Raw genomic sequence first — 22,536 nt, 5'->3', positions numbered from 1 at the left:
TGTCCGCGAGGAATGCGTGGGAGCGACGATGAACGCCAGGTCGACGCCGCCGGTGCATTTGAGCCGCCAGCTTCGCCAGCTCGTTTCCGGCCTCGACGACGGCATCGTGCTGGTCGAGCTCGACCAGACCATATCCTGGGCCAACGAGCGGGCCCTCGCGCTCCACGGCGTCTCCCACATCGCCGACCTCGGCGCGACGGTCGACGAGTATCGCAAGCGCTTCCACGTCACCTACCGCAACAAGCGGCCGGTGAAGACGGAGGACTTTCCGGTCGAGCGCGCCGCGAAGGGCGAGCGCCCGCGCGAGGTGACCGTGATGATCTCGCCGATCGACGAGCCGAACGATTCCTGGACGCACGATCTCCGCTGCTTCGTGATCTACGACGCCGACGACCGGCCGAGCTTCATGGTGCTCGTCATTGACGACGAGACCGACCGCTACGCCGCCGAGGACCGGTTCGAGAGCGCATTCCGGGCGAATCCGGCGCCGGCCCTCATCTGCCGCCTGTCGGACCTGCGCTTCGTGCGGGTCAATGCCGGCTTTCTCGAAATGACGGGCTATCGCAGCGACGAACTGATCGGAACCGCGGCGCACGAGTTCGACATTTTCGCGGGATGCGAGGACCGCGAGCGGATCATCGAGCTTCTGAAGGCCGGCCGGACCATCCCGCAGAACCCGACCGAGATCGCGCTGCCGGACGGCGGCCGCAAGCATGTCATCGTCGCCGGACAGCCGATCCGGGTCGGCAAGGAGCATTGCATGCTCTTCACCTTCGCCGACATCGAACCGAGACGCCGGGCGGAGGCGGCGCTCAGGGCCAGCGAGGAGCGCTTCTCGAAGGCATTCACGCTGTCGCCGATCGCGCTCGCCATCGCCTCGCTCGACCGGTTCGAGTTCGCCGACGTCAACGACGCCTTCACCGTCCTGACGGGTCTCGCCAAGGAGCAGGCGCTCGGGCGCAGCGGCGCCGAGCTTCGCCTCTGGCACCACACGGCGACGCAGCAGCACATCCAGCGCGCGATCAAGGAGAGCGGCACGCTCGCGGCGACCGACGTCCGGTTGCGGGCGAGCGACGGATCGCCGATCGAGTGCTCGCTGACGGCCGGCGCGATCGCGATCGGCGAGGCGGCCTGCGTGCTCCTCGTGTTCCACGACATCACGGAGCGCAAGCGATCCGAGGAGGAACTGATCGAGGCGATCGAGGCGGTGATGACGGACGCTTCCTGGTTCAGCCGCTCGATCGTCGAGAAGCTGGCGAGTTTCAAGCAGATGACCGGCGGCACGATCGCGGCGGCCGGGCTCGACACCCTGTCGGACCGCGAGCGGGACGTGCTCGGCCTGATCTGCCAGGGGCGGAACGACAAGCAGATGTCGGAGACGCTGCATCTGTCGCCGCACACGATCCGCAACCATGTCGGCTCGCTCTACCGCAAGATCGGCGTCGGCAGCCGCTCGGAAGCCGTCGTCTGGGCGCGCGAGCGCGGCGTGACCGGACCGACGGCGCGAAAGCCGGCGCCGAAGAAAGGCTGATACCTACCAGTCCGACTGGTAGGTTTCGCTCTGGAGCCGACCGCGTTTCGCCCAACCTCTTCCCGAAGCCAGCCTGCAGAGGCGGGCGGCAGGGAGACAGCGATGAGACCGGACCGGATCGCCGACGAGCGGGCCGCAGCCGTGCCCGCCCATCCTGAAGGCGAGGACGCGACGCTCGTCGTCGCGGAGGAAGCTCTGCGGGTCAACAAGCGCGATGTCGTCACCGGCCGGGTCCGCGTCCGGACGCGGACCACGAGCCGCGAGGCGATCGCCGCGGCGGACCTCGCCGGCGAGACGGTGGAGGTCGTCCGCAAAGCCGTCGACCGCGAGATCGACGCCGTGCCCGAAGTCCGGACGGAAGGCGACGTCACGATCGTTCCCGTCGTCGAGGAGGTGCTCGTCGTCGAGACCCGGCTCGTCCTCAAGGAAGAGATCCACATCCGCCGAACGCGCTCGGTCGAGCGGTTCGAAACCCCGGTCGTCCTGCGCCGGCAGGACGCGAGCGTCGATCGGCTCGCCGACGACGAAACAGGCAACGAGGAGACCTGAGAGATGAAACGCACGATCACCGCCTTCTTCGATTCGCGCTCCGACGCGCAAGCCGCCGCCGACAAGCTGCGCCATATCGGCCTGACCAGCGAGGACGTCAGCATCCACGACCAGTCGTCGGCCCGGACCACCACGACGGCAGAAACCGAGGACAAGGGGTTCTTCGCCTCGCTCAGCGACTTCTTCCTGCCCGACGAGGATCGCTACGCCTATGAGGAAGGCATGCGGCGCGGCGGCTCCGTCGTGACGGTGCGGGCCGACGACGCCGACTTCGACACGGTGTCGGACATCCTGGAGGAGTCCGGCTCGGTCGACCTCGACACCCGCGAAAGCGAGTGGCGTTCGGAGGGCTGGTCCGGCGAAACGGTCGGCGACCGGACCGCGACCGGCACGGACGCATTCGCGACGACGGGCTCCACGGCGGCGGGCGGGGCGACCGCCTCGCTCGCGGGCAGGGGCGGCGGCACTGCCGGCTCGACGGCGAGCGCCTATGGCACCGGCCGCGAGACCGGCGTCGGAACCGGAACCGCGCGCGCCACCGACTTCGGAACCGGCGCCGGCGTAGAGGACCGTGACGGAACGATCGACGTGATCGAGGAGAACCTTCGGGTCGGCAAGCGCGACGTCGGTCACGGCCGTGTTCGCGTCCGCTCCTACGTTCGCGAGGAACCGGTCAGCGAGGACGTGTCGCTGCGCTCCGAGCGTGTCGAGATCGAGCGGCGTCCGGTGGACCGGCCGGTGGAAGCCGGCGATGCCGCGTTCCGCGACCGGACGCTCGAACTGGAAGAGCGGGCCGAGGAGGCCGTGGTCTCGAAGGAGGCCCGCGTGAAGGAAGAGATCGACTTGAGGAAGGTCGGCTCGGAGCGCACCGAAACCGTGTCCGACACGGTGCGCCGGACGGAGGTCGACGTCGAGGACGAGCGCCGCGGCCGCTCGCTGACCGAGGACGAGGTCCGGCGTCAGGGCGAGCGCAAGCTCTGAAGCAGACGTGAAATGGGCCGGCGCGCGACTGCGCCGGTCCCACTCGCCGTCCAGCCGGATCGCCCGAAGGTCGATGCCAAGCGCGATGACGGCGAAGGCATGGTCGGGATCAGCGCTACAACGGCAGGTCGATGGTGCAGTCGAGGCGGTCGCGGCCGAGGGTGTAGGTCGTCGTGGCCTTGAGGGTGTAGGGCAGCGCGCGCTCGATCAGCTCGCGGCCGTAGCCACCCTTCCGCATCGGGCCTTCCGTTTCCTCCACCTGCGCATCGATGCCGGTCTCGGTCCAAGTGAAGCGCAATCGTCGCTGCCCGTCCTCCCCGACATCGATGTCCCACCGGACGGCGAGCACGCCTTCGTCCGCCTGGAGCGCGCCGTACTTCTTGGCGTTGGTCGTCAGTTCGTGGATCGCCAGCGCCAGCGTCTGCGCGGTCGAGCGCGCCAGCACGACAGGTTCGCCGTGGATCGAAAGGCGGTCGCTCGCGAGGTCCGCGCCGAGCGCGTCGAGTTCGAGCCGGACGATCTCGCCGACGTCGGTCCCCTCGTCGCCGCGGCGCGACAGCATGCTCTGGACGCGGGACAGGGCCTCCAGGCGCTCGGTGAAGCGAGCCCGGAAGTCGGCGAGCGAACCGCTCGATCCCACCAGTTGCCGCATGATGGTGCCGACGATGCCGATCAGGTTGCGGGTGCGGTGGTGCAGTTCGGCGACCATGACCTTCAACTGCGCCTCGCGCTCGCGCACCGCTTCCTCCGCTTCGCGACGCGCCGAAACGTCGACGAAGGTCATCACCGTGCCGTTGATGTTGTTCTCGACCGTGCGGTAGGGGCGAAGCCGCAGCATGTACCAGCGGCCGTCCTTGCTCCGCACCTCCGTCTCGATCGGCGCGAGGTCGCGCAGCACCTGGCGCACGTTGTCCTCGACCCCCTCGTAGACGAGGCGATGGGTGAAGTCGGTGATCGCCCGGCCGACGTCGGCCTGCGTGATGTTGAAGAGGTCGGCGACCGGCGGCGTGAACATCCGGATGCGCAGGTCCGTGTCGAGGAACAGCGTGCCGATCTCGGTGGCGGCGGTGAGGTTCTCGAGGTCGCTGTGCGCGGCGGAGATGTCCTCCAGCTTCGCCTTCAGCTCGGCGTTGACCGTTTGCAGCTCCTCGTTGATCGACTGCAACTCCTCCTTCGAGGTTTCCAACTCCTCCGAAGTCGAGCGGTATTCCTCGTTGATCGATTGCAGCTCTTCGTTGGCGGCGCGCAGGTCCTGGACCGACGCCTCGTGCTCGGTCCGCGCCGACAGCAGGGCTTCCTGCGTGCCCTTCAGCTCGGCATAGAGACGGCGCGTTTCGTCGGGCCTGGTCTCGCCCTCGATCTCCAGCGCGTCGTCCTCTTCGGCCGGACCGCCGTCGACGAAAAACACCAGCGCCTGGGTCGGCGCGTGCGCGTCGACGAGGATCGGCGCGACCTGCATCGCGATGCGCCGCCGCGCGCCGTCGAAGTCGACGGCGACGGGATGCGTCAGCGTCGGCAGCCGTCCCTCGAAGGCGCGGTCGAGCGCGAGCTTCAGATCGAGCCGCAGTTCCGGCCGGACGACGCCGCTGAGGCGCGGCGAGAACGGGCCGGCGGAATGCAGGATGAAGCGGCCGGCGGTCGGCGACAGGTGGACGATCGTCTGCGACTCGTCGACGAGGATGCTGGGGGGCGAGGCCTGCTCCAGCGCCGCCGCGTGCGTCTCGGCGGGCTGGCCGACGCGTTCCGCCAACCGCCAGTTGCTCTGCCGGGCCGCCGTGATGGCGAGCGGCATCACCGGCGCCTGCGGCACGATCGGCAAGGCCGAGCCGGCCTGCGGGCGCGAGCGGTAGATGCGCGCCTCGCGGTCGACCGCGACGAACTGATCGGGGTTCGAGTCGATCGTCTCCGCCGAGCCGAGGAACAGGAAGTGGTTGGGCTTCAAGCCGTAATGGAAGATCGAGCAGACCTGCGTCTGGAGCGAGCGCTCGAGGTAGATCAGGAGATTGCGGCAGGACACGAGGTCGAGCCGCGTGAAGGGCGGATCCTTTAGGACGCTGTGCGAGGCGAACAGCACGGTGTCGCGCACCTCCTTCCGCACCCGGTAGTGCGTGCCCTCGTCGACGAAGAACCGCTTCAGCCGCTCGTCCGACACGTCCGCCTCGATGGAGCGCGGATAGCGGCCCTCCCGGGCGGTCGCCAGTGCGCCCTCGTCGAGGTCGCTGGCGAAGATCTGGATCGGGACGTGGACCTTGCGCTGCGCCGCTTCCTCCAGGATCACCATGGCGAGGCTGTAGGCTTCCTCGCCCGTCGCGCAGCCGACCACCCAGGCGCGAAGCCCCTCGTCCGGAACGTCCTCGAACAGCGGTCCGATCACTTGGCGCTGGAGCTCGCCGAACGCCTTGTTGTCCCGGAAGAACATCGTGACGGAGATCAGGAGGTCGGCGAACAGCTCCTGCGCCTCCTCCGGCGTCTCGCGGAGCGCGTCGGCATAGTCCGCGAGGTTGGTGACGCGCCGGACCTGCATGCGGCGCTGGACGCGGCGCATGACGGTGGCGCGCTTGTAGGACGAGAAGTCGTGCCCGGTTCGGGCGCGCAGAAACGAGACGATCCGCCGGAGGTCGTTGGCCGCGCCGTCCATGTCGAGCGAGCGCACCGCCTCCTTGCTCTTCGCGACCTCCCCCATGCGCTCCACGAGCCGCGCGATCGGGGCGACGAAGTCGGCGGCGCCGGTGGCGATGGCGCTCTGCGGCATGGACGGGAACTGCGCCTCGGCCGGCTCCTGCACGAACACGACGCCGCCCGCTTCCTTGATCGCCCGGATGCCGAGCGAGCCGTCGGCGCCGGCGCCGGAAAGGATCATCGCGAGACCGTCGCCCCGCCCGGCGGCGACGGACCGGAAGAAGGAATCGATCGGGGCACGTTGGCCGCGCGGCTCGTCGAACGGTCGCAGCGTGACGTTGTCGCCGTCGATCACCAGTTGCCGGTTCGGCGGGATGACGTAGACGCAGTTCGGCTTGAGGGTCGGCGAGTCGTCGACCTGGTTCACCGGCATCCTCGTGCAATTGCCGAGGATCTGGCCGAGCGCGCTCGGCTGGTCGGGCGCGAGATGCACGATCACGACGTAGGCGAGGCCGAGGTCGGGCGGCACCTGCCGGAAGAAGGTCCGCAGCGCCTCCACGCCGCCGGCCGAGGCGCCGATCGCGCAGACGGCGGTGAATGGGCGGCCGATCCCGGCTGGCAGCGTCGCGTCGTTGACCATCGCCGTCGCCTCCAACATGTTGTGCGGCCATCGGTATCGGACAACGCGAGGGTCGTCTACGGCGGCGTCGGAAGCCATGCATTCGCGTTGCTGGCCAAGCTTATTTGCTGAACCCGGGAGCAATCTTTCGAGAAACCGGATGCGTATTAGGCGATAGGGCATCGGTTCCGGGCTTCGAAGCGTATGATGATCGAGCGGGACTTCGGCGATCTGGCCGGCAAGGCCGTGCTCGTCGTCGAGGACGAGTACTTCCTGGCGAAGGAGACGGTGGAGGCGGTGCGTCGGGCCGGCGGCGCGGTGCTGGGTCCCGTGCCGGACGTGGCGGGCGCGATGGCGATCCTCGCAGGGACCCATGTCGACGCCGCGATCCTCGACATCCGGCTGGGCGAGGAGACCTCGTTCCCCCTCGCCAAGGCGCTGCGCGAGAAGGGTGCGCGCGTCGTGTTCGTCACCGGCTACGAGGACTGGTACGTGCCGGGCGACCTCGACGACGTGCCAGTGTACAGGAAGCCCGCCGACCCCGACAACGTCGTGCGCCTGCTGTTCGAGCCGAAGGCCGATGCAAACGGCGAGCAGAGCGGGAACGGCTAGCGCAGCCGGCGCAGGCGCCTGGCGGGAACGGCGTCCAACTTGCCGGGCGCCGGAGCGATCAGGCGCTCGTCGGCGCCGAGTTCGCCGTTCCCGCTAAGCGCTTGCAGCTCGCGTTTCGGTGTCTCCGGCTCGGAGCCAGCTTACGAAGTCGTCGGCGGGAAGAGGTTTAGCGAACAAGTAGCCTTGCCCATCGTCGCAGCCGAGGATCCGCAGGGTCTCCGCCTCCTCCCGGGTCTCGATGCCCTCCGCGATGGTGCGAATGGCGAGGCCCTCCGCCAGCGCCATCACCGAGCGCAGCACGGCCATGGACGAGCCGACCCGCGGAACGCCGGTCACGAAGCTGCGGTCGATCTTGATCTTCGAGATCGGGAACCGATGCAGGTAGCCGAGCGACGAATAGCCCGTGCCGAAGTCGTCGAGCGCGAAGCGGATGCCCATCTGGCGCAGCGCTTCGAACGTCTCGTTCAGGCCGGCGCTGTCGTCGACGAAGGCTGATTCGGTGATTTCGAGCTCCAGGCGCTCGGGCGGCAGCGACGAGGCGCCGAGCGCGTTTTCGACCGTCTGCACGAGATCGCCGGCCGAGATCTGCAAGGCGGAAACGTTCACGGCGACCTTCAGCCCGCCGGGCCAGCCGGCGGCCTCGCGGCATGCCGCCTCCATGGCGAAGGCGCCGAGCCGATGGATAAGGCCCATCTCCTCCGCGACTGGTATGAAGACGGCCGGCGAGACGAAGCCTTTCTCCGGGTGGAGCCAACGCAGCAGCGCTTCCGCGCCGACAGCTTCCCCGCTGCGAAGCCGGACCTGCGGCTGGTAGGCGAGGCGGAACTCGCCCGCGTCGAAGGCCCGCAGGAGATCGCGCTCCATTTCCAGACGCGCCATGCGGTCGGCGTCCATCGACGGTTCGAAGACGACGACCTTCCGTGTCGGCGAGCGCTTGGCCCTATAGAGGGCGACGTCGGAACGGCGCATCGCCGACGGGGCGGTTTCCGCGCACGGTTCCCACCAGGCGATGCCGACGCTCGTCCCGACGCTGACGCGGTGTCCTCCGACGAAAAAAGGCCGCTCGATCGCCTCGACGAGCTTCGTGCCCACCTGTCGTGCGTCCTCCAAGCCGGTAGCGGGAAGCAGCATCGCGTACTCGTCGCCGCCGAGACGCGCGAGATGCCCGGAATCGCCGAGGACGGAGCGCGCCCGCACCGCGACTTCCACCAAGACCTTGTCGCCGATGCCGTGCCCGAGCGCGTCGTTGACCGTCTTGAAACGGTCGAGATCGAACGCCAGCAGCGCGCTCCCCGGGACCGTATCGATGCCGACGAGCTCGTCGAACTTCTGCTCCAGCGAATGTCGATTGCCGGCCCCGGTCAGGCCGTCGTGCAATGCGAGGAAGCGCACGCGTTCGTTCGCCCGTTCGCGCTCCGTGACGTCGCGCAACGTCAGGCAGACGAAGACGAGCTCACCTGCGCCAACGGCTCGGTCGCCGTCCAGCGCCGTCATAAGGAACGGCGCGACCGTATATTCGAGGATGCGACCGGGGGTTTCGAGGCCGATGGAACACATCGTCCTGTTCGTCGCGCCATCATCGCGAAAGGCCGCCACCGCGGCGCGAACGTCCGCCGCGATCCCCCGGGGCAGATCGTCGACATGCCGAAGGGCCGCGGGGACCACAGAACTGAGGATGATCCGCGCTTCGCTGTTCGCGCGCGTCACGTGCAGGGTCTCGTCGAAGATGATCACCCCGTCGAAGCCGTCCTCGACCACGCGCTCGAGGACGGTCTGGTCATTGTGACTGCGCGCTTCGGCCAGCCAGAGGAGCACGCGGCGCAGATCGAACGCTCGCAGCAAGGCTGCGGCCGTCAGAAGCATGAGCAGGACATGAAGGCTCGCCGTCTCGACAGCGATAGCCCGGCGTATCTGCAGAACGACGGCTGCCAGTTCGATCCCGAGCGCCAGCGACGCCGCTGCGGCCACGGCATGACGAGGACTCAAGCGGCGAACCACCAGCCAGCCGGCGAACCCGGCGAAGGCGACGAGCCATAGAGGCAGGGTAACGAAGCGCAGCTCGCGTTCCTGCAGAAGCGTTTCGGCGGCTAGCGCCAGCACGGACGCACCTGAGACTGTCCCTTGGATGGGCACCGGAAAGAGATCGCGCAACTCGATCGCGCTCGCGCCGACGATCAGCGTTTTCCCCGCGATCGCTTCGGGCGCGATCCGACCTCGCAGCAGGTCGATGAACGAGACATGCGGGATGCGCCCGGCTGCGATCGAGAAGTCGATGCCCTCGTATCCAGTCGTGGCCATGCGATCGGCGAGGAGTGACGGCAGCGCGGCAAGCGCTTCGCCCTCGGCGGCGAGGTTGCCCGGCAGACGGCGCACACGGCCGTCGCTATCGAGTGGCACGTTGACGGCGGCCGGCCATGAGGACCGAAGAAGCGTGCCGATCGGCAGCGATACGCGGGTGCGGTCGTTTTCCGAAGTGTCGGCCTGCGCGATGGCGGCGAGGAACGTCTCGATGCCCGTCGTCGAAAGCGCCGACGCGAACGCTTCGTCGTCCGCAGGATTGGAGCGGGCGCTGAAGTCGATGTCGAAGGCGACGCGCGCCGCGCCGGCATCGGCGGCCGCGTGCAGCAGATCGCCGTAGAGCCGGCGCGGCCACGGCCAGACGCCGATCTCGGCAAGGCTGCGCGCGTCGATGTCGACGAGCACGATCCGTCCGGTCGGCTGTCGTTGATGCAGAAGCAATCGCCATTCGGCAAGCTGTCGGTCGAGTGCGGGCGTCAGTCCGGCCATGCCGGCGAGAGGCAGCAGAAAGCCGAGGACCAGGAGCGGCCACGAACGACGGAAGGCGCGCGTCAATCGGAGTGGTACCCGCAGCGTCGCGAGCGCCCGCCGCAAGGCCGACGATACTCCGAAGCTTCGCCCCGAGGTCTTCGCCATACGAGCTTACTTCTTGTCGTTTCCGCCCGCTTTGCTGCCGTTCGGACCGCCGTTGCCCTTGCCGTTGCCGTTGTTTCCCTTGCCGTTGCCTGACTTGCCTGGACCCTTCGGCCCATCCGCGCCCGGGCCCTTCGGTCCTCCTGCGCCTGAGCCCGCAGGGCCTTCGCTGCCCGGTCCGCTCGGACCTGCAGGGCTCTTGCCGCCGGCGTCGCCGTCCGGACCCTTCGGGCCGTCGCCACCGGGGCCCTTGCCCCCGGGACCTTTTGGTCCGTCGTTGCCAGGCCCGTTCGGACCCTTGCCATCAGGCCCTTTCCCGCCGTCAGGACCCTTTCCGCCACCGGGTCCTTTGCCGCCCGGGCCTTTCGGCCCGTCGCCTGCATGATCGGCTGGTCCATGACCGGACGGGTCCTTCCCGGGACCGCCGGATTCCTCACCCGGTCCGGTAGGACCATTGCCGATGCCGGTGCCTTTGCCAGGGCCTGTCGGACCCCGACCGGGTCCGGCGTCGTTGCCGCCGCCGCTCGATACGGTTCCGCCGTTTCCAGCACTCCCGCTCGTATTGCCGCGGGTCGTGTTGCCGCCCGTGTAGCCATGACCGCCGGGATCGGCTCTATGGCTGTCGCCCGAATGGCTGTTGGATCCGCCTCCGCCGAAACCGCTGTTGCTGCTCGAAGCGCTGCTGCTAGCCCCCACGCTACCCGTGCCGCTGCGGCCACCGACCCCCGTCGTGTCGCTGTCGTTGGTATCGCTGGGCGAAGCTGTTGCCGCGTTTGCGGCGTAACCGAATTGATCCGAGGCCTTCGCTGCGGCAGCGTTCGCCCTCACAGTAGCGTCCGAGGCCGCCGCCATCTGGTTGCTGAAGGTTTTCAACTCCTGGCCGAGCGGCGCGACGGAGGGGCGAGAGGGTTTACCGGAGGAGACCGCCGGCGCCTTCGGGCCGGCCGTCGAGAGGCCACGACCCTTCTGCGACACCGAAGCGCGCTGTCCAACGCCGATGCCGGCCGTTTCGCCGGTGCGAAGATCGCTGACCTGCACGAGACCGCGAGAAACGCCGATCTTCGTATCCTTCTTCGACACATCGATCGTGAATCTGGTGCCCTTCACGACGGCCGCCATGAACGGCGTGTCGACGGAAAAGTGCGGGCGATCCCGTTTCTCGACGTCGAACTCGACGCTACCGTACTGCTCGAGCACCTGCGTCTTCGAGGAGAAGAAGCCTTTCGGCACCACGGATACGACGCTGTTCGGCGCCAGCGTCATGACGTTGTTCTCGCTGGTCAGGCGAACCCGGCCGCCCGCCGCGGTCTGGATCGTGCGCCCCTCCGGGATCCTCATCTGCGGCTCGATCTTGGTGCGTCCCTTGGCATCGATCGCCCAGACCGTGCCGCTGACCCGCTCCACGAGCCAATCCCGCGCGGAAGCCGCGTCGACGGCGAGCAGGCTGACGAAGGAAGCGAGCAGGATGGACGAGGTGCGCATGGCTGTTCCGGACCTTGATCCGGTTATTCAACTCGGTGCCCTCTAATGCCCGATGAAAAGACAGCAGGAAGTCTTATCGGATGCGAAGAAGCGCTTAACGGCGAACTAAATCGACATCGCCCTCGGATGGCGACGGCCATTCGGCGAACGCCACGCCGCTCCACTGAAGTGTTCGGTCAAGAAGCCGGCACAGATGGCCGCGGGCGACGCTCGGCCGTTGTCGAGGCGATCGGGCATGTCGATCTCGTCGGCGTGGAGACCGAGACGACGAACCGGCATTATTGCCGCCCGTCTTCCGCTTCAATCCAGGCCGACGGAGGAACAGCCAAGGCGACGTCCTTGCCGCCCAGCCTGCCGCCGGCCACCTGAATGCCGACCAGCCGTCCTTCGCCATCCAGCAACGGCCCGCCCGAGTAGCCGAAGGTGATGGGACATTCCGTCATGAGCAGTCCGGCGGCCGTGGTCGCCAGATAGCGGCACGATGCCACCGCCGTCAGGGCGTAGGCGCGGTCGCGCCCGTAGCCGGCCGACGCGACAACATCGCCACGCTTCAGATCCGATGTCGCGATCGAGACCGGCGCGAACCGGGCGGGCGCCGGATCGGCGAGCTCGAGCCATGCCCAGTCGTTGGCGGCCGATGCGGTCTGTCCGGTTGGCTCGTAGTCCTTGGCCATCCGCACGGCGCGAACGGTCGACTGGAATGCGTATGTCCCCCGGTCGTAACCGAGCACGAAGTGGACCGAGGCCGGCTGCACGAAGCGGCCGGTCGACTTGTTGAACAGGCAGTGCGCGGCGGTGATCGCTGCCTGCGGGGCAACGAGAACGCCTGTGCAGCGGCCATACGAGCCGTTGTTCACCTGCCCGACGGCGGTCCAGGGCCTGGTCGTGACATCGACCCGTAGGCGCTCGGTTGCAGGCTGCGCATAGGCTCCAGCGACGATGCCGGTGGCGAGGATGGGCAACGACCACAACAGCCTCGAACGACAGATCCTCATCCGTCGTCGCCGTCCTTTCGCTCGCACATGGCCGAGAAGACACCACAGGACGATGCCGTCGTCCAGCGGCGAGAAACGGGCCTTTCAGCGGCGAGGCGAGGGTACGGCTGCGGAATGCAGGCTGAGCGTCATTCGACCCGATATGACCTAAGTGACTGTGCGGAAACCGTTTCTTCCAGTTTCACACCATCTGCGCGTGTGAGAAGGGCGTCGGTGCATGAGAGTGCACTTCTCCAAGAAGCCTCAGCCCGCTCGGTTCGCCGCAGCGGGCCTTTTTGTCGGTCGGCGCGTCCAGCATAGTGGACATGCTTGGGTTGATCGCCGAGATCATCGGTTGCTCGTCGACGCACCGGCATCCGACTTGGGAGGTTCATCGACGCGACAGGCACTTCTGTCCGTTGTACGGCCGATGCCGACCACGATTTCTCTAGCGAGAGCGGTTTACGCTGCCGCGAGGGTCATCCGCCACGACGGAACCTGCCTGCCCCGAGGCGGCGATGCGTTCCGGCGCCTCGTCCACCGGCGGATCAGCCCGGACCCGCGTCTTCCGGGGATCGAAATGCGGGAACGCGACGACCATCGCGGGTATGCGTTTCTGATGGCCGTCGAGCTTGCCGATCTCCACCGGCGTGCCGGGTTCGGCGACCGAAACGTCGAGCCGGGCGAGCGCGATGGTCTTGCCGAGGATCGGCGACCTGACGGCGCTCGTGACGACCCCGACCTGCGCGCGGCCGACATGGATGCAGTCGCCGTGGCCGATCGGCTCGTTGCCGGCGACCTCGAGCCCCACCAGGCGGCGATGCGGGCTTTGCCGGCGCCGCTCGATCGCCGCCGCGCCGACGTAAGGGTCGGGCTTGTCGTTGGGGACCGTGAAGCCGATGCCGGCCTCGAACGGGTCGGTCTCGTCCGAGAAGTCGTATCCGGCGAAGACGAGGCCGGCCTCGATCCGGACCATGTCCAGCGCCAGAAGGCCCATCGGGGTCAGCCCGTCCGGCACGCCGGCTTCCATCAGCGCGTCCCAGACGGTCTCGCCGTCGTTCGGATGGCAGAAGATCTCGTAGCCCAGTTCACCCGTATAGCCGGTGCGCGACACGAGGACCGGCCGATCCGCGATGCGCCCGATCGTGAAGCGGAACCATTTCAGCTCGTTCAGCGTCGGCTGGTGCGGCGGCGTCACGAGGAGGCGCTTCAGGATGGCGCGCGAGCGCGGACCCTGGACCGAGAGATTGTGCAACTGGTCGCTGGAGTTGCGCACGAAGACCTTCATCCCGTGCTTGGCGGCGAGTTCGCGCAGCCAGACGCCCGAGAACTCGTCGCCGCAGATCCAGCGGAAGTTGTGCGTCCCCAGACGGAAGATCGTCCCGTCGTCGATCATGCCGCCGTGGTCGTAGCAGAGCGGCGTGTAGACCACCTGTCCGACCGCGAGCTTCTTCACGTTGCGCGGCACTGCCAGTTGCAGCAGGTCCTCCGCGTCCGGTCCGGTGATCTCGAACTTGCGCAACGCGGACAGATCGGTGACGACCGCCCGCTCGCGGCACGCCCAATACTCCTCGATCGGGCCGCTGCCCGAATAGCAGGACGCCAGCCAGAAGCCGCGATAGTCCTCGAACTTCCGGGTCAGGGCCGACGTGCGCGAATGGAAGCCGGTTTGACGGCTCATGCGGGGTTCGGCGTCGGGTGTCATGCGGTGGGCGCTCCCGTTGGGGAATTGGCAGGCGGCGTCGTAGACCCGCACGTGGATGTCGGTCGGCGACCAGCCGTTCGCCGGATCGATGTCGTCGGTGCACGACGACGACGCGCAGACGAGGTCGGTGAGCGCCCTGAGGAGAACGTAGTCGCCGGGCCGCGACCAGGGCTCGTCCATGGAGATGCGATCGTGCGCGTCGACGAAGGTGTTGTAGAAGAAGTTGATCGCCGGCCATCCCTTGCGCGCCGTCACGCCGAAGGGCGCGAGGGTACGGTTGAAGTTTTCCGTACAGTTGGAGTGGCCGGGATAGCCCATGTCCTCGTAGTACTTCGCCGTGCAGGCGAGCAGGAACGTGTCGTGGCGGCCGACCGTATCCTGAACGACCTCGACGAGCGGGCGCATGCGCGTGTCGAAGTACTTCGAATGCAGACCGGGACCGGAGAAGCTCGATCCCATCAAGGTGCGCGTCGTGGTGGGGTCGATGTCGTACTCGCGCCCAGCCCGCAGCTCGGCTGCGTCGAAGGCCAGGAAGTCGGAACACTGCCGGCCGTCGACGTCGATGATCTGGATGTACTGGCCGGCCTTCACCTCGTAGGCGGACGCGCTCGCCGCGGCGATGCGCAGCTCGAGCACGACGTCGGGCGCGAGCGGCGGCGGCAACTCGCCCGAGCGTTCCACCGCCGGCAGCACTTCCACGAGCAGGTCCGTCGGCGTGTCCTGTCTGTCGGGAGCCATGATGCCGCCGGGGACGCCGACGACGCAGACGAGTTCGCCCGCCGCCTCCAGCGTGATCCCCGCGCCGGCGGCGGCCTCGCCGTCGAACAGTTGGACGGCGGGTCCCGCCTGCCGCAGCAGTTCCTCGGTCGCCGGCGACGTTTCGAAAGCCGCGTCGGAAGCCCCGGCCGGGACGGTGCCGCCTTGGGGGAGTCCACGCAACGCGCCGGCTTCGCCGACGATCCGGACCCACGCCGGCTGGCCGCCCTCGAGGTTGCGAACGGTCATCCGGTCGCCCGGCCGCAGCGAGAAGGCGCGGGCGCGCCCGCCCCTGACGATCGCCGAGGTCAGCCGGAGCGCCGGGGCCGGCTGCGCCGAAGGCGAGGCTTCACCACACCACACTCTCGTCAAAGCTCGCCTCCCGCCTTGCCGTGTCGCGCCGCCCCGGTCCCGTTCGGGCAGGGCCGTTAGAACCCGCTACTGCGCCGCTTCCTGCATGCCAAGGAAGGCGTCCAGGGAATCGTCGAGCGCCTTCATCCAGGTCGTATGGTGCACCGGGGCCATCGTGCCGGTCAGAACCGACGGGTACGACTTGTCCCTGTAGGTCAGGATTCCGTCGACCTTGTGATGTTCCCATTCCTTGAACAGCGCGGCGACCTTGTCGACGTCGAGGAAGGGATAGTCGGTCATCGAAAGCAGATCGCGCACGTAGTCGGTCTGGAAGTCGATGGCCTGGAACGGGTCCTGCAGGCCCTCCTCGCGGCCGCGCCAGGCCTTGATGTCGGCGTCGCGTTCGGCGGCGGGGGGAAGCGGCAGGCGGCCGAGAATGACGTCTCGCGCGAACCAGGCCTGCGCATCGAACATGTTGAACGTGTAGTACTGGTCCTGCATGCCGATATAGAAGAGATGCGGGTTCCCTTCCCAGACCACGCCCTTGTAGAGCCCGAGCGGGTAGAGTCGGTTGTTGGTCTTGAGGCGCAGGTCGTCGGGCAGGAACGGGTACGAGTGCTGGTAGCCGGTGCACAGGACGATGGCGTCGACGTCCTTGCTCGTGCCGTCGATGAAATAGGCCGTCTTCCCGACGAGACGCGACAGCAGCGGTTTCTCCTCGAAGGATGCCGGCCAGTCGAAGCCCATCGGCTTCGTGCGGTAGCTGAAGGTGACGGAGGCCGCCCCGTACTTGTGGCACTGCGTGCCGATATCCTCGGCGGAATAGCTGGAGCCGACCATCAGCATGTGCTTGCCGGCGAACTCGTCCGCCGCGCGGAAGTCGTGTGCGTGCATCACGCGGCCGAGGAACGTCTCGATCCCGTCGAAGTGCGGGACGTTCGGAACGGAGAAATGTCCGTTCGCGACCACCACGTCGTCGAACTCCTCCGTGTAGTGCTCGTCCCGCTGGAGGTCCTTCACGGTCACGGAGAACTTGCCGATCGCGTCCGACCAGGCGACGCGGCGCACCGGCGTCCGGAAGCGGATATAGCCGCGCACGCCGCTCCGCTCGACCCGGCCCGCGATGTAGTGGTGCAGGACGGCGCGGGGCGGATAGGACGGGATCGGCCGGCCGAAATGCTCCTCGAACGAATAGTCGGCGAACTCGAGGCATTCCTTCGGCCCGTTGGACCAGAGGTAGCGGTACATCGAGCCGTGGACCGGCTCGCCGAACTCGTCGAGCCCGGTGCGCCACGTATAGTTCCAAAGGCCGCCCCAGTTCGCCTGCTTCTCGAAGCAGACGACCTCCGGCACGTCCGCGCCGTTGCGCCGGGCGGTTTCGAACGCTCTCAGAACGGCGAGGCCGCTGGGGCCGGCGCCGACGACTGCCACGCGCTTCTGCATTCCGACTTCCTCCTCCGAACCGAACGCTGTTGGAATCCGATCTGCCGCCAGCCGCCTCAGCCCTTCGCCGTGCGCTTGAGCTTCTTCGGGTCGTCGAAGGGCAGGGGATGGGCCTTGGCGCGGACCGGTCCCGAAGCGTTGCGGACCTCCAGCTCGACATCCGGGACGGCGCAGTCGACGTCGAGCCGGGCGATGGCCATCGAAGCCTTCGCGAGCGGGGAATACATGCCGCAGGTGGCGACGCCGACCTGTCGCCCGTCCCTGAAGATCGGCGCGCCCTCTTCGGCGGGCGCGGTGCCCTCGAGCCGGATGCCGAAGATCCTGAAGCGCTCCTTGCCCTTCAACCGGTAGTGCTCCTCGGCCCCGCGGAACCCGGTCTTGCCGGGGCTGACGGTGAAGTCCAGCCCGAGTTCCCAGAGCGTGTCGCCCGGTCCCTCGTTCTCGAACGGATACTTCTGCGAATTGTCGTAGGGGTAGAACAGCAGGTAGCTTTCCACCCTGAGCATGTCGAGCGTCGTGAAGCGGCACGGAATGATGCCGAGTTCGGCGCCCTCGTCGAGGATGCGGTCCCAGATCGTCGGCGCGTCCTCGCCGCGGCAGAAGATCTCGTAGCCGCGCTCGCCGGTGTAGCCGGTGCGCGAGATCATCACGGGCAGCTCGAAGAGCCGCGTCTGCATGTGGTGGAAGTAGGGAAGGTCGCGGATGCCGGGCACGTGCCGCGCCAGGTAGTCGACCGCGAGCGGGCCCTGCAGCGACAGGTCGTGCAGGTCGTCGTCGAAGCGGATCGAAAGGTCGCGGCCCATCGCCGCCTTCTGCAGCTCCTCGTGCCCGGTTCCGGAACCGTGCACGACCATCCAGGAATTCGGCGCGATGCGATAGACGACGCAGTCGTCGGTGAACTTGCCCGCCTCGTTCAGCATGCAGGCATAGACCGACTTGCCCGGATAGATCTTCCGGACGTCGCGCGTCGTCGCGAGGTCGATGACGTGGGCGGCGTGGGGGCCGTTCAGGTGGACCTTTTTCAGGCCCGAGACGTCCATCAGCCCCGCCTTGGTCCGGATGGCGACGTATTCCTCGTCCGCATCCTTGTCGTACGACCAGGCCGTGCCCATCCCGCTCCAGTCCTCGAGCTTGGAGCCGAGCGCCCGGTGCCGGTCCGCGAGAACCGAGAATCGCCAGGATGCCGTCATGTGTTTCCTCCCTTCCGAATGTGCTGCAGGTCGCCGCGGCGGTGCTTCAGTCCGGGCCGAAGCCGGGCGACGTGGGCCGGCCGTCGTCGTGGCGCGACAGCCAGTCGACGGTGGTCTGGCGGTAGCGCTCGAGCCCCTTGTAGCCGGCGATCGGCGGCGGCAGGTCCTTCAGGACGCGGTGGAAGCGGCGCGCCCATTTCGGCTGCGTCACCAGTTCCCGCATCTTGATGAGGTAGCAGCGGATCGAGAAGACGATCGCGTTCGAGCGCGGCAGGCGCCAGAGAGCCTGCAGCTCGACCCGGAGATGAACCTTGTCGCCGACGTTCTCCGGCGTGACGCCGGCCTTTTCGATGCCCCAGCGATGGTAGTTCTCGGGGCTCGTGTCGAGGCGCGGATTGATCGTCATCGTCCAGTTCAGCCGGCGCACCGGCCGGCCCTGCTGCAGGTTGAGCAGGAACTTCAGCGCCCGGTCGAACACGCCGAGGTCGTGCGCCAGGGGCACCGGACCGTGCCATTCGATGAAGTTCATGCCGAGGTCGAAGTCGAGCGACCAGTCGGCCTGCGTGGTGACGATGCCGGCATCCATCCAGAGGTTGTTGTCCCGCTGATCGAGCAGGCAGAAGTCGCCCTGGCACTGGCGGGTGACGTACTCCATCGGACCGCACGGCAGGGTCGCGGCGTCGCCGAAGGTGAAGCTCCGGTCGATGCCGAGCGGCCGGTTGACCCAGCGCCAGCGCGCCCCGTCGCGGGTCAATGTGAAGTGCTCCGGATAGTTGCGGGCCATCGAGGTCATGAGAAGCTCGAGGAGATCCCATTCCGCCGTCAGCATGTGCGGCAGCGACTGGCAGCGCAGCGGGTCCTCCTTCAGGACGATCGCCCGGTCTTCCATCTCGGCGACGTAGTGCTCGTCGATGTCGATCGGGAATTCGGTGGTGCTCTGCACCGCGCCGGGAACGTGCTGCTCGATGTTGATCGAGTACATGTACTCGTCCCGGTCGAACGGGAACGGGAAGCGACGGATCGCCTCCGGGCTGTTGGAGAAGGTGTAGTCGTCGCGGAAGGTTTCCGACTTGAACGCGAGGGTCAAAGCCTTGTCTCCCATCAAAGATCGAGCACGAGCTCGCGGCCGCGCAGCCGCGAGACGCACGTCATGATCGCCTTGCCGGACGCCTTCTCGGCATCCGTCAGGTAGTGATCGGCGTGGACCAGCTCGCCGTCCGCTTCCACGACGGCCGTCTGGCACTGCCCGCAGGCGCCGCCGCGGCAGAGATACGGAGCATCGACCCCCGCCGCCTCGATCGATTCGAGCAGCGTCTCGTGCGCCCCGACGGTGGTCTCGATGCCGGAACGGGCGAGCCGCAGCCGGAAGGGCTCGCCGCCTTCGGGCGCGAGAAAACGCTCGCAATGCAGCGCGCTTTCCGGCCAGCCGCCCTGGCGCGCATCCTCGAGCACCGCCTCGATCATCCGTTCGGGACCGCAGACGTAGAGATGCGTGCCGATCGGCTGGTGCTCGAGGATCGCGCCGACGGCGATCCGCTCCTGCCGGCGACTGACGTAGAGGCGCACCTTCGCCCCGTGCCGCGCGACGAGCGCGTCCGCGAAGGCACCGCTCGCCTCGTCGCGCATCGCGTAGTGGAGCTCGAACGGCGCGTCGGCCGCGGCGAGTTCCGCCGCCATCGCGGCGACCGGCGTAATGCCGATGCCGCCGGCGACGAGCACGTGGCGCCGCGCCGTCCGGTTGACCGGGAAGAGGTTCACGGGGGCGGACAGGGCGAGCCGCGCGCCCGGCGCGAGGGCGTCGTGGATGAAGGCGGAGCCGCCGCGCGACTGCGGGCTGCGCAGCACGGCGATCTCGTAGGCGCGGCCGCCTGCCAGCGTCGATCCGAGCAGCGAATAGGCGTTGCGGAAGCGCCGTCCCTCGACGTCGAGCGTCAGCACCGTGTGGGAGCCGGCCGAATAGGGCGGCAGTTCGCCGTCGTCGAGGCGCTCCATACGCAACCGCCTGACGTTCGGCGAGACGGGTTCGGCCTCGGCGACCCGCACGTCGAACTGCACGCCGCCGCTCACGGTTGAAACTCCTCGGCCGCCGGGACCTCGTCGGGCGCCTCGGCGTTGACGGAAACGCCCATGAAGGCGCCGAGCCGGCGGGAATAATGGTCGCGCACCAGCAGCAGGTTGCCGCAATGCGCGCAGGGCACCGGCGATGCGGTGACGTCCGAGATGAAGCCCTTGCAGTGGACGCACTGGACGCGGCGCGCCAGCGAGCCCCGGTGCTCGCAGTGGACGGCGTCCGCATCGAGCCCGGACGCGGCGGCGAGCGCCCGCACCTGCCCGATGAAGTCCTCGCTGCCGGCAACGTAGAGGCGGGTGCCCATCCGCGAGGCCGCGAGGAGGCCGGCGAGCCGCGTCAGCGCGGTTTCCGTCGACGGCAGGACGTGCAGCGCGTCGGCCCTCAGCGCCGCGAGCCGGTCGCCGTGCGAGGCGCTCGCGCCCGGCGTATAGATGATCGTCGTGCGGCCGAGGACGTCGGCGTCGTCGGCGAAGGCGGCTTCGATGCCGAGCGCCCCTTCGCCCTCCGCGGCGGCGATGTGCCGTTTCGCGTTCCTGTCGGGCCGCAATGCGTCGTAGATGGGTCTGCTCTTGATGTCCGAGAGCTGCATGATGAGGTCTTCGAAGCTGCGACGGGGAGGCCGGCGTGACGGATCGCGCCGGCCCTTTTCGGAAGCCGGGTTCAGACGGTGAAGAGCCAGTTGGCGAGGAGAAGCACGATGACGCCGCCGACGAGCGTCAGGTAGGGCAGCGCGCCGGCCTTGCGTTCCATGCGCGCGCCCGGCTCGACGCCGAGGTCGCGCAGCATCTCGGCCGGGAAGCGGCCGCCGTCCTGCACGTAGTGGCGGTAGCAGAAGACCGGGATGATCAGGGCCGCGGTGATCAGTCCCGCCCAGAGCGCCATCGGATTCCAGACCTTGGCGCCCGCTCCCATGAAGACGACGTTGACGAAGGCGAAGATGCCGCCGAGTGCGATCAGGATCGTCGGCGCCCGGTAGGGCCGCGGCAGATGGCCGGAGTCCATCCGGTGGATCCATCCCGCGTTGAGGTTGAGGAAGTTGAAGATGATGTAGCCGCAGTTGGAAACCGCGAGGATGAAGAAGAAGCTCGTCGCGTCGGCGCAGGCGATGGCGAGGACGACGAGGTTGACGACGAGATCGGTCCACATGGCGCGCGTCGGCGCGCCGTGCTCGTTCACGTGGCTGAGGTAGCGCGGCAGCCAGCCGTCCACCGATCCCTGGTAGAGGGTGCGCGAGGAACCGGCCATCGCCGTCATCAGGCACAGCATCAGGGCGAGGATCATCAGCATCACCAGGATGCCTTCGAGGAACTTCCCGCCGCCCACCATGTGCGCCATGGCGGCGGCGACGCCCGAGCCGTCGACGATCGGCGTCGCGAGCATGCCGTTGAGGCCGAGCACGCCCTGGAAGGTGAACGGCACCAGGCTGAACAGCGCGAGGCAGAGCAGGCCGGAGTAGAAGATCGCCTTGAACGTGTCGCGGCCGGGATCGCGGAATTCGCTGGTGTAGCAGACGGCGGTCTCGAAGCCGTAGGTGGACCACGCCGCGATGAACATGCCGCCGAGCGCGAGCGTCCAGCCTGCGACGTTCCAGGAGCCGGGCTCGGGCGCATAGGCTGTGGCGAGCGGAACGAAGGGCGAGAAGTTCGACCAGTTCACGCCGCCGTTGAGGAGCGGCACGATCCCGACGATGGCCATCGGCACGATCACGATGAGGCCGATGTACTTCTGGACCTTGGCGGTGCCGAGGATGCCCCGGTGCTGCACGGCGAAGGTGCCGAGCATCAGCAGCGCGCCGATGAAGAAGGCGGCGTTCAGCGAGAACGAGACCGGACCGATCGTTGTCTGGAACAACGTCCAAGTGCGGATCGAAGGCGTCAGCGCGGAAACGGCGGCGGCGGCCTTCTCGGCGTCGGGCACGGTGAGCGCGGCGCCGTTGGCGGCGACCCAGTCCGCCACGGTGGAACTGTCGACCGCCGGGACCGGCGCGAGCGCGTTCAGGATGTAGGCGGCGGCGATCGAGCAGCCGAGCGACAGGACGGGAGACCAGGCGAACCAGTTGCACCAGACGGAGAGCGGGGCGACCAGCTTGGTGTACCGCACCCAGGCCGAAGCGCCGTAGATCGAGGCGCCCCCGGACTTGTTGGGAAAGAGACCGGCGATCTCGGCATAGGTGAAGGATTGGATGAAGCCCATGAGCATGGACACGATCCACACCGCGAAGGCGAGGTTTCCGACCGTGCCGCCGATGGAGCCAATGGAGAAGAGCACGAGCGCTGGAACGCCGCTCGCCACCCAGAAGGCTCCTGTCCAGTCGATACTCCGGTGAAGTCCTCCGGAGGTCTGTACTTCGCTTGCGGCAACAGTCGTCGACATGGATATGACTTCCGGTTATTCGGAATGGACTATGAGGATCGCCTTCTCGCAGTTCGGTCGTCGTCGCGATGTCTTGATGCGGAACCGAATTGCGCTGTACTATCGAAACTTACTTTCAGCGAAAGCAACGGTCGACTTGAAGCATTCGCCGCGATTGACCGTCCCCACGGCCAACCCTGTCTTCGCGATCATGATCCGCCGATTTTTACCTGTCAAAGGAATTTCCTCATGGGAAAAGAAATTTCTCCCGAAATCCGAATGCAACGACGGGGAATACTTCCTTGCATGCGGGATCTGGGCGGTCGACATGCCTCCGTCTCCTGACGTTGGAGGCGCGTTCGTGCCCGGC

General features: G+C 67.7%; 15 protein-coding genes and 1 pseudogene. 4 read left to right on the top strand and 12 right to left on the bottom strand.

Features of this window, described 5'->3' with window-relative positions; genetic code table 11:
- Positions 1–28: 28 nt before the first annotated feature.
- The 3 genes from F6X38_RS01325 (at position 29) to F6X38_RS01315 (ending at position 3,061) form a co-directional block, all read left to right on the top strand.
- Entirely contained in the window at positions 29–1,531 is a 1,503-nt protein-coding gene (locus F6X38_RS01325; RefSeq protein WP_150967723.1) for a helix-turn-helix transcriptional regulator, read from the top strand.
- Positions 1,532–1,633: 102 nt separating this feature from the next.
- Positions 1,634–2,080, top strand: a complete 447-nt coding sequence (locus tag F6X38_RS01320; protein ID WP_150967722.1) for a DUF2382 domain-containing protein — start codon at positions 1,634–1,636, stop codon at positions 2,078–2,080.
- A 3-nt stretch (positions 2,081–2,083) separates the two neighbouring features.
- A complete protein-coding gene (locus F6X38_RS01315) occupies positions 2,084–3,061 on the top strand; it encodes a YsnF/AvaK domain-containing protein (RefSeq protein ID WP_150967721.1) in 978 nt (325 codons plus the stop codon).
- A gap of 115 nt (positions 3,062–3,176) precedes the next feature.
- On the opposite strand, the gene F6X38_RS01310 is transcribed toward F6X38_RS01315, so the two are convergent.
- The gene (locus F6X38_RS01310; RefSeq protein WP_246191127.1) at positions 3,177–6,338 is read right to left on the bottom strand and encodes a chemotaxis protein CheB; all 3,162 of its coding nucleotides are present in this window, start codon (positions 6,336–6,338) and stop codon (positions 3,177–3,179) included.
- A gap of 168 nt (positions 6,339–6,506) precedes the next feature.
- On the opposite strand from F6X38_RS01310, the gene F6X38_RS01305 reads away from it, so the two are divergent.
- A complete protein-coding gene (locus F6X38_RS01305; RefSeq protein ID WP_161992578.1) occupies positions 6,507–6,911 on the top strand; it encodes a response regulator in 405 nt (134 codons plus the stop codon).
- A gap of 93 nt (positions 6,912–7,004) precedes the next feature.
- Here F6X38_RS01305 and F6X38_RS01300 read toward each other — a convergent pair whose 3' ends face one another.
- The 11 genes and pseudogenes from F6X38_RS01300 to F6X38_RS01250 all read right to left on the bottom strand — a co-directional run bounded on the left by F6X38_RS01300 (position 7,005) and on the right by F6X38_RS01250 (position 22,496).
- Complete coding sequence (locus F6X38_RS01300) at positions 7,005–9,845, bottom strand: EAL domain-containing protein (protein WP_150967719.1); 2,841 nt, start codon at positions 9,843–9,845, stop codon at positions 7,005–7,007.
- Between the two features lie 6 nt (positions 9,846–9,851).
- Entirely contained in the window at positions 9,852–11,324 is a 1,473-nt protein-coding gene (locus tag F6X38_RS01295; RefSeq protein WP_150967718.1) for a FecR domain-containing protein, read from the bottom strand.
- A gap of 278 nt (positions 11,325–11,602) precedes the next feature.
- The gene (locus tag F6X38_RS01290; RefSeq protein WP_161992577.1) at positions 11,603–12,286 is read right to left on the bottom strand and encodes a trypsin-like serine peptidase; all 684 of its coding nucleotides are present in this window, start codon (positions 12,284–12,286) and stop codon (positions 11,603–11,605) included.
- 562 nt (positions 12,287–12,848) lie between these two features.
- Positions 12,849–15,122 (bottom strand): annotated as a pseudogene (locus F6X38_RS01285) (trimethylamine N-oxide demethylase); the annotation flags it as partial.
- A 75-nt stretch (positions 15,123–15,197) separates the two neighbouring features.
- Positions 15,198–16,553 (bottom strand): NAD(P)-binding domain-containing protein, encoded by a 1,356-nt coding sequence (locus F6X38_RS01280; protein WP_150967716.1) that lies wholly within the window; start codon positions 16,551–16,553, stop codon positions 15,198–15,200.
- Positions 16,554–16,609: 56 nt separating this feature from the next.
- The gene (locus F6X38_RS01275) at positions 16,610–17,743 is read right to left on the bottom strand and encodes an aminomethyl transferase family protein (RefSeq protein WP_150967715.1); all 1,134 of its coding nucleotides are present in this window, start codon (positions 17,741–17,743) and stop codon (positions 16,610–16,612) included.
- A gap of 46 nt (positions 17,744–17,789) precedes the next feature.
- Entirely contained in the window at positions 17,790–18,845 is a 1,056-nt protein-coding gene (locus tag F6X38_RS01270) for a heme-dependent oxidative N-demethylase family protein (protein ID WP_425482807.1), read from the bottom strand.
- On the bottom strand, positions 18,845–19,810 hold the full coding sequence (locus F6X38_RS01265) for a PDR/VanB family oxidoreductase (RefSeq protein ID WP_150967713.1): 966 nt from the start codon (positions 19,808–19,810) through the stop codon (positions 18,845–18,847). The genes F6X38_RS01270 and F6X38_RS01265 overlap by 1 nt, the downstream gene beginning before the upstream one ends.
- Entirely contained in the window at positions 19,807–20,403 is a 597-nt protein-coding gene (locus tag F6X38_RS01260; RefSeq protein WP_150967712.1) for a dimethylamine monooxygenase subunit DmmA family protein, read from the bottom strand. The genes F6X38_RS01265 and F6X38_RS01260 overlap by 4 nt, the downstream gene beginning before the upstream one ends.
- Before the next feature lie 71 nt (positions 20,404–20,474).
- Complete coding sequence (locus F6X38_RS01255) at positions 20,475–22,187, bottom strand: trimethylamine N-oxide permease (RefSeq protein WP_150967711.1); 1,713 nt, start codon at positions 22,185–22,187, stop codon at positions 20,475–20,477.
- Between the two features lie 99 nt (positions 22,188–22,286).
- On the bottom strand, positions 22,287–22,496 hold the full coding sequence (locus tag F6X38_RS01250; protein WP_150967710.1) for a hypothetical protein: 210 nt from the start codon (positions 22,494–22,496) through the stop codon (positions 22,287–22,289).
- Positions 22,497–22,536 lie beyond the last annotated feature (40 nt).

The sequence above is a fragment of the Plantimonas leprariae genome (assembly GCF_008802405.1).
Taxonomy (GTDB): Bacteria; Pseudomonadota; Alphaproteobacteria; order Rhizobiales; family Rhizobiaceae; genus Plantimonas; species Plantimonas leprariae.
This window is presented reverse-complemented; position numbering and strand designations above follow the sequence as displayed.

Excerpts from the sequence above, each read along its gene's own strand:
- F6X38_RS01325 (WP_150967723.1), top strand. The coding sequence starts at position 29 with ATGAACGCCAGGTCGACGCCGCCGGTGCATTTGAGCCGCCAGCTTCGC.
- F6X38_RS01320 (WP_150967722.1), top strand. The coding sequence starts at position 1,634 with ATGAGACCGGACCGGATCGCCGACGAGCGGGCCGCAGCCGTGCCCGCC.
- F6X38_RS01315 (WP_150967721.1), top strand. The coding sequence starts at position 2,084 with ATGAAACGCACGATCACCGCCTTCTTCGATTCGCGCTCCGACGCGCAA.
- F6X38_RS01310 (WP_246191127.1), bottom strand. The coding sequence starts at position 6,338 with ATGTTGGAGGCGACGGCGATGGTCAACGACGCGACGCTGCCAGCCGGG.
- F6X38_RS01305 (WP_161992578.1), top strand. The coding sequence starts at position 6,507 with ATGATCGAGCGGGACTTCGGCGATCTGGCCGGCAAGGCCGTGCTCGTC.
- F6X38_RS01300 (WP_150967719.1), bottom strand. The coding sequence starts at position 9,845 with ATGGCGAAGACCTCGGGGCGAAGCTTCGGAGTATCGTCGGCCTTGCGG.
- F6X38_RS01295 (WP_150967718.1), bottom strand. The coding sequence starts at position 11,324 with ATGCGCACCTCGTCCATCCTGCTCGCTTCCTTCGTCAGCCTGCTCGCC.
- F6X38_RS01280 (WP_150967716.1), bottom strand. The coding sequence starts at position 16,553 with ATGCAGAAGCGCGTGGCAGTCGTCGGCGCCGGCCCCAGCGGCCTCGCC.
- F6X38_RS01275 (WP_150967715.1), bottom strand. The coding sequence starts at position 17,743 with ATGACGGCATCCTGGCGATTCTCGGTTCTCGCGGACCGGCACCGGGCG.
- F6X38_RS01270 (WP_425482807.1), bottom strand. The coding sequence starts at position 18,845 with ATGGGAGACAAGGCTTTGACCCTCGCGTTCAAGTCGGAAACCTTCCGC.
- F6X38_RS01260 (WP_150967712.1), bottom strand. The coding sequence starts at position 20,403 with ATGCAGCTCTCGGACATCAAGAGCAGACCCATCTACGACGCATTGCGG.
- F6X38_RS01255 (WP_150967711.1), bottom strand. The coding sequence starts at position 22,187 with ATGTCGACGACTGTTGCCGCAAGCGAAGTACAGACCTCCGGAGGACTT.
- F6X38_RS01250 (WP_150967710.1), bottom strand. The coding sequence starts at position 22,496 with ATGTCGACCGCCCAGATCCCGCATGCAAGGAAGTATTCCCCGTCGTTG.